Source organism: Streptomyces sp. NPDC028368, assembly GCF_055565615.1.
On sequence record NZ_JBVHTY010000004.1, the window covers coordinates 454,564 to 469,155 of the forward strand.

Annotated in this window: 9 protein-coding genes and 2 pseudogenes; 3 read left to right on the forward strand and 8 right to left on the reverse strand. The window is 69.1% G+C overall.

Going from position 1 to position 14,592, the window contains the following annotated elements:
- Positions 1–110 precede the first annotated feature (110 nt).
- The 6 genes and pseudogenes from ACZ4S3_RS12090 to ACZ4S3_RS12115 form a co-directional block, all read right to left on the reverse strand.
- Positions 111–1,895 carry an Ig-like domain-containing protein gene (locus tag ACZ4S3_RS12090; protein WP_467931019.1) on the reverse strand — a complete coding sequence of 595 codons (1,785 nt, stop codon included), beginning with the start codon at positions 1,893–1,895 and terminating at the stop codon, positions 111–113.
- Between the two features lie 136 nt (positions 1,896–2,031).
- On the reverse strand, positions 2,032–3,108 hold the full coding sequence (locus tag ACZ4S3_RS12095; RefSeq protein WP_467931022.1) for a hypothetical protein: 1,077 nt from the start codon (positions 3,106–3,108) through the stop codon (positions 2,032–2,034).
- A 907-nt stretch (positions 3,109–4,015) separates the two neighbouring features.
- Positions 4,016–6,265, reverse strand: coding sequence for a protein kinase domain-containing protein (locus tag ACZ4S3_RS12100; protein ID WP_467931026.1), 2,250 nt, complete (start codon positions 6,263–6,265; stop codon positions 4,016–4,018).
- Between the two features lie 36 nt (positions 6,266–6,301).
- A complete protein-coding gene (locus ACZ4S3_RS12105; RefSeq protein WP_467931632.1) occupies positions 6,302–6,550 on the reverse strand; it encodes a hypothetical protein in 249 nt (82 codons plus the stop codon).
- A 139-nt stretch (positions 6,551–6,689) separates the two neighbouring features.
- A pseudogene (locus ACZ4S3_RS12110) lies at positions 6,690–6,959 on the reverse strand (IS481 family transposase); the annotation flags it as partial.
- A gap of 174 nt (positions 6,960–7,133) precedes the next feature.
- A complete protein-coding gene (locus ACZ4S3_RS12115) occupies positions 7,134–7,493 on the reverse strand; it encodes a DUF1003 domain-containing protein (protein WP_467931028.1) in 360 nt (119 codons plus the stop codon).
- A gap of 1,043 nt (positions 7,494–8,536) precedes the next feature.
- On the opposite strand from ACZ4S3_RS12115, the gene ACZ4S3_RS12120 reads away from it, so the two are divergent.
- Positions 8,537–9,571 carry a chitinase gene (locus ACZ4S3_RS12120; protein ID WP_467931033.1) on the forward strand — a complete coding sequence of 345 codons (1,035 nt, stop codon included), beginning with the start codon at positions 8,537–8,539 and terminating at the stop codon, positions 9,569–9,571.
- A gap of 23 nt (positions 9,572–9,594) precedes the next feature.
- Entirely contained in the window at positions 9,595–11,409 is a 1,815-nt protein-coding gene (locus ACZ4S3_RS12125) for a coagulation factor 5/8 type domain-containing protein (protein ID WP_467931574.1), read from the forward strand.
- A gap of 403 nt (positions 11,410–11,812) precedes the next feature.
- On the opposite strand, the gene ACZ4S3_RS12130 is transcribed toward ACZ4S3_RS12125, so the two are convergent.
- The gene (locus tag ACZ4S3_RS12130; protein ID WP_467931037.1) at positions 11,813–12,646 is read right to left on the reverse strand and encodes a PIG-L family deacetylase; all 834 of its coding nucleotides are present in this window, start codon (positions 12,644–12,646) and stop codon (positions 11,813–11,815) included.
- Positions 12,647–13,183: 537 nt separating this feature from the next.
- Here ACZ4S3_RS12130 and ACZ4S3_RS12135 point away from each other — a divergent pair.
- Positions 13,184–14,053 (forward strand): annotated as a pseudogene (locus ACZ4S3_RS12135) (SulP family inorganic anion transporter); the annotation flags it as partial.
- Here the strand turns inward: ACZ4S3_RS12135 and ACZ4S3_RS12140 are convergent.
- Positions 14,010–14,465, reverse strand: coding sequence for a recombinase family protein (locus ACZ4S3_RS12140; RefSeq protein WP_467931579.1), 456 nt, complete (start codon positions 14,463–14,465; stop codon positions 14,010–14,012). The pseudogene ACZ4S3_RS12135 and the gene ACZ4S3_RS12140 sit on opposite strands and share 44 nt — an antisense overlap.
- Positions 14,466–14,592: the final 127 nt, after the last annotated feature.

Sequence of the window (14,592 nt, forward strand, 5' to 3'; positions counted from 1 at the left end):
GACCTCCGGTGTGGTGAAGCCTAGACACCTCCACCACACCGGAGGTCTCCGCCATTGACCAAACCGACTGACTGTTAACAACGCTCGTGATCAATACACCTGGGCTCAGCTCACTTGCACTGGCCCGTGTGCGGCCCGGTCACGGTGTTGCCCGACTGCTGCAGGGTGGGTGCGTTGCCCGCGCAGCGCAGCGGCGCCGCGACCTGGTTGTCCTCGAACTCCGGGTCGCGGTCCTCAGGCAGCAGGCCGCTGCCACTGTTGTCGTCGATCCTCACCGGCGCCGACATGGTGTTGGACGACACCTCGAGGCCGCCGGTGTTGCGGTCCAGGGTCAGCGGGGCCTTGAAGGCGTTGCCCGCGCAGTCCGTCCCCTCGCCGTCTCCCAGCAGCACGAAGCCGCTGGTGTCCGTGAGGGTTACCGATGCGTCGAGGGTCGAGTGGCAGATGGTGACGGCGAGGGCGCCGTCCGAGGTCACCGGGCCGTTGATCTCCGCACCCGATATCGCCAGCGCTCCGCCGGGCTGCACCTCCACCGGGCCGTTCTGCGTACCGCCGGGGGCGATGCACAGCGACTGGTCGGCGGCCACGGTCAGCGGGCCGTCGTGGTCCGTGATGCACGGCTGGCTGAAGCCGACGGTGGCGTCGGTGGGCGCGTCCGTGGCGCTCGCCGTGAACACCGGGTCGCCGCTGTAGGTGGCGGTGATGGGGTGGTCGCCCGGCTGGAACTTGCCGGTGGTGAACGTCGCCTGGCCGTCTTTCAGTGGCACGGTCGCCAGCGTGGTCCTCCCGTCCGAGAAGGTGACCGACCCGCTCGGGGTGCCCGCGCCCGGGTTGGCCGAGGCCACGGTGGCGGTCACGCTGACGGCGCGGCCGAACAGCGGGGTGGCGGTGTCCGCGCTGAGCGCGACCGAGGTCCCGTACCGGAACGTGACGATCGCCTTGCCGTTGCCGCGGTGAACGCCCTGGAGGAGCGAGACGTTGGTCGCCGACGGCTCCGCGTAGCTGCTACCGCCGCCACCGCCCGCACCCGGGAAGTAGCCCGGGTTGCCGCCGCCGGAGCCGCCGCCACCGCCGTGCCAGCCGCCACCGCCACCGCCACCGCCGGGGCCGCCCGCACCACCGTTGCCGCCGGTGCCGCCGCTGCCGGGGTTGGGCTCGCTGGTGATCGGGTCGAGGTCGATGCCCGGGGTGCCGGGGCCGCCGTTCAGGGTGTTGGGGTTGCCGTGACCGGCCGCGGTCTGGGCAGCGCCGCCACCGGCCAGGCCGGAGCCCAGCGGACCGTTGCTCTGACCGCCGTCCTGGCCGACCAGACCGCCGCCGGCGCCGCCCTGCAACTTGGGGCCGCCGTTGCCCGCGCCACCGCCGCCGCCGGCCACCAGGACGCGGTCGGAGCCGCCGAAGTCGCCGACCCGTACGTCCGAGCCGCCGCCGCCCGAACCGCCTCCGCCGTGCGCACCGCCACCGCCGCGCCCGTGGCCGGTGCCGCCGGGACGGGCGAACTCACCGTGCCGGGACGAACCGGGGATGCCGGCCGCGCCGGTGGTGAGCTGGAGGGTCTGGCCCGGGACCACCGGCAGGGTGGCGCGGGTCTCGCCGCCGAGGCCGCCGGGCGCGCCGGAGATCGCCGGGTGCGGGTCGATGTAGCCCGCCGCGCTGCCGCCCTCGCCGCCGAACAGGTCGACGTCGACCGCGGTCACGCCGTCCGGGACGGTGAAGGTGTCCGTGCCCACCGAGTTGTAGGTGCACGTGGGCTGCGGCGCCGTGGTGAAGACGCCACCGATGCCGCAGGGCTCGGTCGCGTTCGCCGCGCCGGCATCGGCCGCAGTGAGGGGCACGATCGCTGCGGCGACGAGTCCGGTGACACCGGCCACCGACATCATCTTGGATCTGAACATGGTCCGACGGGAGGTCGGGCTGCTGTCGCTCATGGGTGTTGACACTGTTTCTCCGGCCCTGTGGGCAGCCAAGGTGGGGGAACGGGTGCTCCGCAGGCGGGCCGGGCCCGCCTGCGTCTCGGGTTCAACCGGTGGCTCAGACGCCGTCGTTGGCGCAGAGAGCCCAGACGTCCGAGTAGGTGTTGGGGGAGCTGGCTCCGCCGGTGTGGGTGGAGGCGGTCCAGTACGCGGCCGTGGTGGTCCCGTCGCTGACCGGATTGCCACTGCTGTCGCTGGGGAAGCTGCCGTTGAGGTGGTCGCCGCCCGAGCCCGGGCCGGTGAAGTCGGTGGCCGTGACGCTGCCGCCGCTGATGGCCGCGCCGCCGCTGACCAGTTTGCCGTCGGTTCCGCAGCCCACGGTCACGCTCTGGCCCGTGGTGGCCGAGGTCGGGCCGCTCACCTCGCTGTAGTGGACCTTCACGGTGACGCCGCTGACGTTGATGCCGTTGCCGCTGCAGATCGCGTACGCGTACGTGGTGTTGGTGGTGCCGCCACCGCCGCCGTTAAAGCCCACCGCCGTCCAGGAGTCGGGGTTGGTCTCACCGTCGGCCGCGGCCTTCAGGCCGAAGTCGTGCGCGGAGTTGTTGAAGGTGGGGAAGCTCGCGATCGGCTTGACGCTGCCGACATCGGCCGGGGTGGTCCGGGCGCCGCCGCCGAGCAGAACGGTGTTGGCCGGGCAGGTCGCCGTGACTGCGAGGGGCGTCGACGAGGTGGTCGGCCCGGCGGCCTTGTTCATGACGGTCTGGGTGTGGTTGATCAGGTTGCTGCTGAAGCACACCGCGTACGGGGTGGAGGAGAACGAGCCGTTCACCGCGCCGCCGCTGCCGCCGATGCCGAGCCAGTGGGTGTTGTCGGTGCCCACCACGCCGGTCGAGCCGGTGTACTCGGTGGAGCCGTCCGAGCTGGGCTCGGTGCCGTTCACGTGGTTGCCGTTGGACGACGTACCAGTGCCGATGGCCTGGTCGATGCCACCACCGGAGACGAGCCCGCTGCTGCAGTCCGCGTGGGTCGAGATCTCGGAGAACGTGGAGGTCGGGCCGGCTGTGGCGCCGGGGGTCCGCACGGTCACGCTCACGGTGTTGGCGTACGCGACCCCGGGCACAGCCAGGGCCAGCACGGCGCCAATCACCAGCGCCTTGCCGCCCACCAGGCGTGGCAGGAATGTGGTCTTCATCGGACTCTCCCTCTCTGATTGCAGCGCTGCGCACGGGGGACGGCAGCGCGGACGAAAGCCGTGCAGGAGAAGAACCGACCGCGTCGGGTAGCGGCCGTCACGGGCCCGAGGACGGCTGGGGGACCTTCGACGTGGGAGACGGAACCCGTACGAGCCGCGCTCGAACCGGCTCGCAGACGCGGAATTTAACAGTCAGCAAGAAGCCGCAGCTACAGGTGAATCACACAGAGTGGACTGGCAGATGTTACATATGACGGCCCTTTGGGCTCGAGCCTGCGGTTCCTTGCCTCCGTACCGTTGCGACGGGGCGAGCCGCTGCTGCCAGAACACCCGATCCGGTGCCCACCCGGCACGTGGAGCGTCCCCGGGTGACCAGCCTGCTTTGCGCCCGGGGACGTTCGACGCTGAGCCTGTGCGGTTCGGCTGCGTGCGCGGCCCAGGGCAGCAGGCGGATGGATGGCACCGGCACCGGTGATGATGCCGCAGCCGAGCGGCGCGAGGGTGGTCAGGGGACGGTCGTCGTCGACCTTGACCAGGCCGCGCGGGGTGGGCCGGGCCGAGGCTGGCGAAGGACGACTGGCCGAAGGAGTGGTCGTGGACGGGGCGGCCCCTGGTCATCCGTCATACCGCCTGCCCGCTGGGCTGTGGAGTTCAGCGGAACGTGCTGGTCGCAGTAGGCGGGCTGGCCTGACCGGGCAGATCGTGCAGACCGCAGGGAAGCTCCTCGGCAAGGACCTCGTACCCGACCGATCGGAGTAATTCCCCAAAACCTGCAGCAACGGGTGGAAATGCCCGATGCGAAGCCGAGTTGGTCCGCACCTGGCCCGGATCTTGGTCTGTGGTGCCGGCGGCGGAGCTTCCCGCGGTACTCCATGACAATGTTGCAGCCGCCGTCCGGCCACCCGGGTCAGCCCGACTTCGGCGGCTTCTGCGCGTCGAAAGCGAAGAGAGTGTTCGTGGCCGCGGCCACGATCACCGCACGCCCCGCAAGAGTCACCCGCGGGCTTGCGCCCCGCTCGCCCGTCAACCCATCGGCCTGCGGATCTGTTGTCCACAGGGGTCTGCCATCGTACGGCGACAGCGCGACCACCCGGCCGGTGGCCGAGCTGAAATACAGTGCGTCGGCTCCCGCAACAGGACCCGACGCGCCCTCCACGCCAGTCTGCCGCGACCACTTCTTCCGGCCGGTCGCGGGGTCGAGTGCTGTGACGAGACCGGTCTGCCCGCTCACGTAGATGGTGCTGTCCGCCATGCCGGGCGTCCCCACGTATGTCTTGGCCAGTCGGGAGTACGTGACCTTCCGCGAGGCCGGGTCGACCCGTGCCACCCCGTTGTAACGGTCCAGCTCCGTTCCCCCCATGTGGATTTGCAGGAGTACGAGCCTGCCGTTGGCGACGCCCATCGGCACGGCGGGGCCGTTGACCGCGATGGGCCTGCCCAGTGTCCCCGAGGCGCGGTCGACCGGGTACAGGGTGGGGTGGCGCACCGCCAAGGCATCCACCTCCGCATCCGTCGCGCACATCGCGAGGAGCTGTGGGCCCACCGGGACGGGAGCGCACTGCGTACCCGCAGGGAATGACGATGTCCATGTGACCTGACCGCTGTGCGCGTTGCGGGCCTCGAAGCGGGAGTTGGAAGCGTCGACCGTCACGACGTCGGAGCCGACCACAATGGCGTCCTGAGTCCGACCCGTGACGGCAGTCGACTGGGCGCCGGACGGCACGGACCACAGCTCCCGTCCGGTGTTCGCGTCGATGGCCACCACCTCGCTGGGAGGGTCCTGCGGGGCGTCCTGGGCGGCGAAGCGATAACCAAGCACCGTGTCGTCGGTGGCGCCCACCAGGTGCATGCCGTTGGCGGGGACGCCGGGGCTCTTCGCCGTCCACACCCGCGAGCCGTCCCTGGCCCTGATACGGGTCGCGACAACACTGCCGCCCCCGCAGAACAGCGCGTCGCCGCGCGCGACGCAACGCAGCTCGTCGGGTATGTCCGCACGACCGCCCGGCACGGTCTTGTGCCACGACTTGAAGCCGTCCGGAAGTGCGGCACCCGGCGCCGCAAGGCTGTTGCCCTTGTCGCCGCCGCTGTTCCCCCCAAAGCCGCCCGCCATCAGTGCGGCGACGCCTCCACCGATCGCTGCCACCGTGACCGCGACCGCGGCCGCGAGCACGGGACGCCATCGGCGACGCCGTCGGCGGCCGATGGGGGTGTCGGCGCTCCCCGTATCGGGACCGGCCGGGGTGGTGGTCGGGGCAGTCGGCGCCGGGGTGGCCGGCGTCGCGAAGTGATGCTGGGTGATCATGTCGCGGGTGCGGCCCGCGTCAACTCCCCACGCGTCGGTCTGGCCGAGGTCGGCCGGCAGATCCCGTAGCAGCACGAGGAGTTCGTCCGCCGAGGGGCGCCCGTTGGGCTCCTTGGCCAGGCACGACTCGACGACCGTGCGCAAGGCCACCGGCACGTCCTCCACCGACGGCTCCCCGTGCACCACCTGATACGCAACTATGTATGGGCTCTCCGCGTCGAAGGGCCCGTGGCCCGTCGCTGCGTACGCCAGCAGCGTCCCCAGCGAGAAGACATCGGACCGCGGCCCCACATCACGCGGCGCCTGCAACTGCTCCGGCGACATGAAGGGCGGCGTACCGATGACCCGCCCTGTCACCGTCAGCGTCTGCTGGTCCACGGCGCGCGAAATGCCGAAGTCGATGACGCGTGGGCCCTCGGGTGAGAGCACGACGTTCGAGGGCTTCAGGTCACGGTGGATGACCCCCACCCGGTGGATGTCCCGCAGCGCCTCCGCCAGCCCGATGGCGAGCCTCCTCAGCTCCGCTCCGCTCAGCGGGCCCTTCGTGGCGATGCGTTGGGCGAGCGTGTGCCCCTGGATATAGGTCGTCGCCATCCACGGCTGCTCGGCCTCAGGGGCAGCGTCGACCACGGCGGCGGTGAACGCGCCGCTCACCCGCCTCGCCGCCGCCACCTCCTGCCGGAAGCGGCTGCGGAACTCGTCGTCCGCCGCGAACTGCGGGTGGATCAGTTTGATCGCGACAGGTCGCCCTGAACTCGTACGGGCCAGAAAGACCGTGCCCATGCCACCCGAGCCGAGCCGGGCCTCAAGTGGATAACCGCCGATCTCGGCTGGATCACCTTCGCGCAGCGACACTCTTCCTGACCTCCCGTCCCCCGTGCACCTCTGCCATCACGGGCCTGCGTACCAGTCCTGCACACAAACTAGCCGCTCCAGGGCCCGTGCCTGACATTCCTCCCGCTCCGTCAGTTTCTGCAGCGCCTCCTCGAAGTGCTGCGTCTTCTTCGCGGCGATCTGCGCGCGGCGGAGGTGCGGGCGATATCGCCGCCTCCGGGGTCCGGCCGGTTTGTTCCGCTGGATGCAGGCGACGTCGATGAGTTTCTGACGGACGACGTACTTGGTCCGCTTGCGGGTCGCCACAGACACATTGCCTGATGCGGCACTGATGTGCCGACCGGAGAGGTTGGTGACGCGGCTGGCTGGGGTGTGGCCGCTGATTCCGGTGTGGGGTCGGCGGTGGTTGTACCAGTCCAGCCAGTCGGGGAGCGCTGCCTGTTGTTGCGGTATGCAGGTAGGCGATTCCGACGCCGGTGCGGTTCTTGCGTCCGGCCGCGCGGCCGAGGGCTTTGTGGCCGCCGCCGTCGGGGATGCGGCCGAGTTTCTTGACGTCGATGTGGACCAGTTCGCCGGTGGAGCGGTCCAGTGTGGCCAGGGGCGGCAGGCCGTGGCGGGTGAGGATCCGGTGGGCGGTGGAGGCGGCGACGCCGGCACGGGCGGCCAGTCGCAGCGGGCCGATGCGGTGTTCTCGTCGCATGCGGACGACCCGGCGCGTGAGCGCCGCGAACGACGCCTCCTCGCTCGGCGGCCCGTCGTGACTCGTGTGGCTCCGTCTCAGGGTGCGGCGCCAGCCCATCCCGTGCATTTCGGAGCCGCCGACTGGCTGTTTCCCTGCACGGCCATCGGCCCCGGCCGGCATCGCGAGGGCCATCCACCCGCGGGTGCGTTACTGGCTGGACTCCTCGATCAAGCGCCGGTGCAGTTCGGTGGTGAGTGCATGAATTTCCCGCGTGAGCTGTGTGTTGGTCTTGAGCTCCAGCTCCTGCTCGTTGAAATCGTGGTCGGCCTTGGCCTGCTGGAATGTGGCCTGGCGATTCTGTCCGATCATGATGAAGGTGGACAGGAAGATCGCCTCGAGAGACACGACCAGGGTGAGCGTGGGCCAGGGATCGGACTCGATGAAGAGCATCCAGACCGCGAACACCGCGGCATGCACATAGACGAACCGCATCGAGCCGGCATACCTGGTGATCGCATCCGCGAACCGCAACTGAAAGTCGGCCATCCGCTGCGCACGGTGTGCCACGACAACAGGGTGGTGCGGACGACCCTCCGTAGGCTCGGGCTGCACGGGATCTCCAAGGCGGATCTACGGAGCCGGAATGGCTGCCGCGGGCTCGACTTGACTACCACCACACTCCCGGGCGGGTTCGGTGGCAAGCCATGGAAGCAACTGGAGTAGGCCGGTGCCACCACCGGGGTGGACATCCTTTCGCGCCGGTCGGTCCTCGTGAGGCCGCGAAGCGCACCGACGTCGCGTCCGGCGGTTGGTCCTCTCGTGTATTCACGAGAGGCCGCGTGCGGCTTCTCCGGGACGGGACGGTCCGATTCAGATCAGGTGGACCCACCCAGTTGAGGGCTCCGGCTGTGGAGCCTGGTCGAGCCGGGTGCACGGCTCCTATCTGCGGTTTCCTGCTGATCTGCCCAGTGCGGGACGGCGCGTCGTGCCGTGTCTGCACGTCCGACGGTTCGCCTGCGCGGATCCCTCGTGCGAACGCCGGACGTTCGCCGAGCAGGTCCCGGGGCTTACTCGTCGATACAGCCGGTGGACCGAACGGCTGCGGTCGGCACTGGCCGAGGTCGGCCTCGCGCTCGCCGGTCGGGCCGGCACGCGCATCGCAGATGTCTTCGGGATCGCGGTCATCCGCAGCACTCTGCTGCGGATGGTCGACGCCCTCCCAGAGCCGCAGCCACGGACTCCGCGGGTAGTTAGCTGAGGTCACTCAATTGCCGTGCGATGACTTGGTAGTTGGCTTCTCCGGTGCAGGGGAGCAGTTGGCCAGTGTGTTCACTTTTTGAAGTGGTGTCGGCAGTCTTGACGCCCATCCTTACGCCGAGTTAACTCAGGCCGTGCAACAGGTCTGGACCAGCCTGAACTGCTCTGGTCCCGGCGTCGTTCCCGGTCGGCCGATCCGACTGTGCACTGGTTCCCGGAGGGCAGCCAGCCATGCCTTGAGCGTCCAGGTCTTCAACGCCTCTTCAGCGCTCCGGTGTACACGCACTTCTGACGGCAGTGCGGTCGTCTCCGGGCCGACGCCCGCTCCCTCCCCCCACCGCTCAGGAGCCCTTATGAGTTCACCAGCACGGCACGGAAGCAGGTCGCGGTCGCGGCACATACGCGGCGCCCACCGGAGCGCGATCGGCGTGGTCGCCGCTGTGCTCATCGGCGGCACCACGACCGCGGCGGCCGGCGCCGTACCGTCCGACGGGCCCAAGGCGGCCGACGTGCCGCAGGCCGTGGCCCCGTACCTGTACAACGGGTGGGGCAACCCGCCCGATCCCGCCACGGTGATGGACGCCACCGGCGTCAAGTGGTTCACCCTGGCCTTCGTCCTCAGCAACGGTACGTGCGATCCGCAGTGGGACGGCAGCCGTCCCCTCACCGGCGGCGTCGATGCGCGGACCGTGGACGCGATCCGCGCCAAGGGCGGCGACGTCGTCCCCTCCTTCGGCGGGGCCAGCGGCAGCAAGCTGGAACAGACCTGCCCGGACGCCTCGGCCCTGGCCGGCGCGTACCAGAAGGTGATCGACGCCTACGGCCTGAAGGCGATCGACATCGATATCGAGGGCGATTCCTACGACGACCCTCAGGTGCAGCAGAAGACGATCAACGCGCTGAAGCAGGTGAAGGCCCACAACTCCGGCCTGACGACGTACGTCACCTTCCCCAGCGCCCAGGACGGCCCGGACGACAGCATGATCAAGCGGGCCGCGGGCGCCGGTCTGGAGGTGGACGGCTGGACGATCATGCCGTTCGACTTCGGCGACGCGGGCGGTCAGGACATGGGTGAGCTGACGAAGAAGGCCGCCGAGGGTCTGAAGAACACGGTCAAGAACGCATACGACTACAGCGACGACGCGGCCTACCGGCACAGCGGCATCTCGTCGATGAACGGCATCACCGACGCCAACGAGCGGGTCACACCGCAGAACTTCGAGGCCATCCGCAGCTACGCCCAGGAACATCACCTCGCCCGCCTCACCTACTGGTCGGCCAACCGCGACCGCCCGTGCCCCGGCGCCTATCCCAACGACGACACCTGCTCCGGCGTGGACCAGCAACCCTGGCAGTTCACCAAGATCTTCGCTGGATACACGGGATGAGCGGGGGCGTCGTGAAGTTGAACATGACCCGCGACGGGTCGGGCCGGCCGCGCCATCGCAGGCGCCGCGTTCTGCCCGCCGCTGCCGCCGCCGTCGCCGTCGTGCTCGCGGCCGGCACCGTGGCCCTCCTTTCCCCCCAGAGCGCGAGCGCAGGGCCCGAACACAGCACACCGCAGAAGCACATCACCGCGGCCAACGCTCCGGACCTCGGCCCCAACGTCGACATCTTCGACCCGTCGATGCCCAAGGACCAGATCCAGTCCCGGCTCGACGCGGTCTTCAAGGAGCAGGAGAAGAACCAGTTCGGCGAGGAACGGCATGCGCTGCTGTTCAAGCCAGGGAAGTACGACGTGGACGCCAACATCGGCTTCTACACGCAGGTCGCCGGGCTCGGCCGGTTGCCCGACGACACCGACATCAACGGCGATGTGCACGCCGAGGCCGACTGGTTCGGCGACAATGCGACGCAGAACTTCTGGCGCGACGCCGAGAACATGGCTGTGACCCCGGCGAACGGCACCGACCGGTGGGCCGTCTCGCAGGCCGCGCCGTTCCGCCGGATGCATGTGAAGGGCAATCTGCAGTTGGATCCGCGGAATCACGGCTGGTCCAGCGGCGGCCTGCTCGCCGACACCAAGGTGGACGGTTCGGTTTCCTCCGGGTCGCAGCAGCAGTACCTCTCCCGCAACACCGAGTGGAGCAGCTGGAACGGCTCCAACTGGAACATGGTGTTCGTCGGAGCGACCAACCCGCCGGCCGGCACCTTCCCCCAGCCGCCGTACACCACGGTGGACAAGACCCCCAAGTCCCGGGAGAAGCCGTTCCTCTACGTCGACGACGCGGCCGCGTACAAGGTTTTCGTCCCCGACGTCGCCGCGGACACCCGGGGCACCTCCTGGTCCGGCGGTGCCCCGAAAGGCACGTCCCTGCCGCTGAGTGACTTCTTCATCGCCCAGCCCGGCATGACGGCGTCCCAGATCAACGGCGCGCTGAACCAGGGCAAGCACCTGCTGTTCACGCCCGGTGTCTACCACCTGGACGACACGATCAAGGTGACGAAGCCCGATACCGTGGTGCTCGGCCTCGGCCTGGCCACGCTCGTCCCGGACGGCGGGGTCACCGCCCTCTCGGTGGCCGACGTCGACGGAGCGAACATCGCGGGTCTGCTGATCGACGCCGGCCGGGAGACCTCGGACACGCTGATGGAGATGGGCCCGAAGGGCGCTTCGGCGGACCACTCCGGCAATCCGTCCTCGCTGCACGACGTCTACTTCCGGGTCGGCGGCGCGGGCGTCGGCAAAGCGACCAAGAGCCTCGTCGTCAACAGCTCGGACGTCATCGGCGACCACACCTGGATCTGGCGGGCCGACCACGGCGACGGGGTCGGCTGGACACAGAACACCGCGGACAACGGACTGACCGTCAACGGCGACGACGTCACGATGTATGGCCTGTTCGTCGAGCACTACCAGAAGGACCAGGTGATCTGGAACGGCAACCACGGCCGGACGTACTTCTTCCAGAACGAGATGCCCTACGACCCGCCGGACCAGGCGGCCTGGATGGACGGCGGCACCAAGGGCTACGCCGCGTACAAGGTGGCCGACAATGTCACCGACCACCAGGCGTACGGGCTGGGCAGCTACTGCTACTTCAACGTCAACAAGTTCGTCGCCGCCGACCGCGCCTTCCAGGTACCCCGTGCGGACGGCGTGAAGTTCCACCACATGGTGGCGGTCTCGCTCGGCGGCACGGGCACGATCAACCATGTCATCAATGACCAGGGCGGCCCGGCGAACACGGACCACCAGCAGGCCTACGTGGTGGACTACCCGTAGCCCACGCGCCCGCCCGCTCCTTCCACCCCTCCCCACACAGAACGGCCGCCGGCTCCAACGGCGGCCGTTCGCGTGTTCCTCCGCCCGGGATCCAGCCGTCGACCGCGGGCTGCCGCGCTTCCGTATTTCTCGATGAAGAGATCGAGCCGGGAAGCTCCAGCGCGGGCACAGCCGCTGCGACCTCCCGACAGGGCACCCCGAGGACGGAGAGCCCTCGGGGCGCCTGACCTTGGTTGTCGCGTCCCTTCGGAGTCGGCAGCCCGCAGGTCTCCCACCTGTACGGTTGCCAGGTGGCCGCGGGCTGCCGTAGCGGAACCCGCGTGGGCAAGCCTCCGGGTGTGTGACGCGCTCGATGGTGCTGTGCGGCCGATGCCCTTTCCCGGGCCTCGGTCGGACGGTCGGATCAGCGCAGTCCGGCGAAGAGATCGTTCTCGGGTACGGCCGCGCCGGTGGCGTCCTTGACACGTACGAAGGTCTCCATGCCCATCAACTCGGCGAACCTCTCCTTGCCCATCTTGAGAAAGAATATGTTCTCGCCCTGACTGGCGTGCGCGGCCAGCGCGTCGAACTTCTGACCGCTGAATGCGGTGGTGTCCACCCACGTGGTGATCTCATCGTCGGGGAGGCCGATTTCGGCCAGCGCGGCGGCCTCGGCAGGATCCGGCTCCGGCATGTCCTCTCGGAACTCGCGCACGATCTCCCCGAACCGCTGCATCATCGAGCGGGGCATCGTCGTCCAGTACACCTTCGGTGTCAGCGCGGTCATCTCCAGCGCCGCCATCGTGATGCGGTGGGCCTGGATGTGGTCGGGGTGGCCGTAGAAGCCGTTCTCGTCATAGGTGACGACCACATCGGGTCGGTAGTGCCGCATGAGTTCCGCGAGTCGGGCGGCGCCTTCCTCCACGGGGGTCTGCCAGAAGGATCCAGGGGCGTCGTTGCTCGGCCAGCCCATCATCCCGGAGTCGGCATAGTCCAGCATTTCCAGATCGCTGATCTTCAGGGCTTCACAGCTCGCCTCCAGTTCTTGACGGCGCATCAAGGCCACGGCTGCCGGATCGTGCCCGGGGTCGCCCGGCTTGACACCCCCCGGTCCGTCACCGCAACCGCCGTCGGTACACGTCACGAGAACCGTGCGAATGCCCTCCGCCGCGTACCGCGCGAGGACCCCTCCGGTTCCTGTGGCCTCGTCATCGGGGTGGGCGTGCACTGCCATGAGCGTCAAGGGCCGGTCAGTCATGAACAAATCCTCCTGCGGAGATACGTCTTGGTCTGCGTGCGCGGCGGGCCCACCGCGATCGCGGGGCCCGGATCCTGTCGGGCGGATGACCTCGTTCCCGCCGCGCGCCGCCGGTCCCTCGGTCGATGCAACAGTGCCGGCCGGACCGGATGTTCCCGGCGAGGCCGCTCGGCCTTCCCAGGTGTCGGCGTGAGAACTCGAACGCGTGGCTCCGTACGCGACGTGCGGCTCTGGCTCAACTTCCGTGCAGTGCACACGTACTGACTCCCAATAGACACTTCAGCGCTGTGTACCGGGCCCTGGGAGCAGGGTAAAGAGCTGCTCCGATTGCGTTCAGGAAGGGGCATCGTCATGGCGGAGGCCGGTACGCCGTGATGCTTCGCCCCTGACCCAGCACCGCGCTGCTTCACCGGCAGCAGCGGCACCGACTTCCGGTCCGCCGACAGCGGGCCCCGTGGACGGCTGCCTCGCCCTTCACGCCTTCCGCGCGCCCCTGATGCCGCCAGGTGTGCCCGAGCACGACAGGGTTTTCCTCTCTTGTCTTCTTCCGTACTGTCCCCCGTCGCGCGGCTGCGCGGCTCCCGTCCCCCGTGGCTGTCCCCGAAGGTCCTCCGCACCGAGGTCCTCGCCGGACTGGTGGTCGGCCTGGCACTGATCCCCGAGGCGATCTCCTTCTCCGTAATCACCGGGGTCGATCCCAAGGCGGGGTTGTTCGCGGCCTGCACCATGGTCATGGTGATCGCCTTCGTCGGCGGCCGACCCGCGATGATCTCCGCCTCCACCGGCGCCGTGGCGCTGGTCGTCGCCCTCGTCGCCCGCGACCACGGCCTGGGCTATCTGATCGCGACCGTCACCCTGGCCGGTGTCTTCCAGATCGTCCTCGGCGCGCTGGGTGTGGCCAGGCTGATGCGGTTCGTGCCGCGCTCGGTGATGGTCGGCTTCGTCAACGCCCTGGGCATCCTGCTGTTCACGGCCCAGATACCCAACCTGCTCGATGTGCCGTGGGCGGTATATCCGCTGGTCGCCGCAGGGCTCGCCCTCATGGTGTTCTTCCCCCGGCTCACCAAGGCCGTGCCCGCGCCGCTGGTCTCCATCGTCATCCTCACGGTCATCACCGTCGCGGCCGGCATCGCCGTCCCCACCGTCGGAGACAAGGGCAAGCTGCCCTCCTCGCTGCCCGTGCCCGGCTTGCCGGACGTGCCGTTCAGCCTCCACACTCTGGCCGTCATCGCGCCCTACGCGCTGGCGATGGCCCTGGTCGGACTGATGGAGTCGTTGATGACCGCCAAGCTGGTGGACGAGATGACCGACACCCGCTCCAACAAGACGCGCGAGTCGATCGGTCAGGGCATCGCCAACATCGTCACCGGCTTCTTCGGCGGACGCACATCATGCGGGCCATGTGGCGATCGCTGTCGTTGATGAGGTTCGTGCGGCCGCCGGTGGCGCCTGTGACCGGGCGCTTGACGTATTCGACGATGTCGATGAGGTCTTCGAGATCCCGGGGCTGTCGGACGAGCCGGTCGAGGTCGTAGAAGATGACGCCGTCGATGACGCCGTTGGCCAGGTCGGCGAGGAGCTGGCGGAATTCGGGGCGCAGGACGATCCAGCCGATGGAGCCGTCGGGCTTGACGACCTTGCGCTTTTTGAAGGCCGAGGTGTCGTTTTCCCGGTAGATCTTGGCGAACGATCCCCAGCGCAGTCGGGCGCGGGTGTCTTCTGCGTCTTCGAGCTGGCGGTCGACACCGGCTTCGAGGCCGAAGCGGTCGGAAGAGATGCGCAGATAGGCGCCGGGGCGCTTGGGGGCGTATGCCGCCAGGTGGTCGTGGAGGTTGAGGGTGACTTTACTCGCTGCCCGCCGGACCTATGACCGGCGGGCGGCGGCCGAGGTAGAGCCGGTGCGACCGGCCGGCGACTCGTGATCTGTGAATCGGAGTACGCGGAGG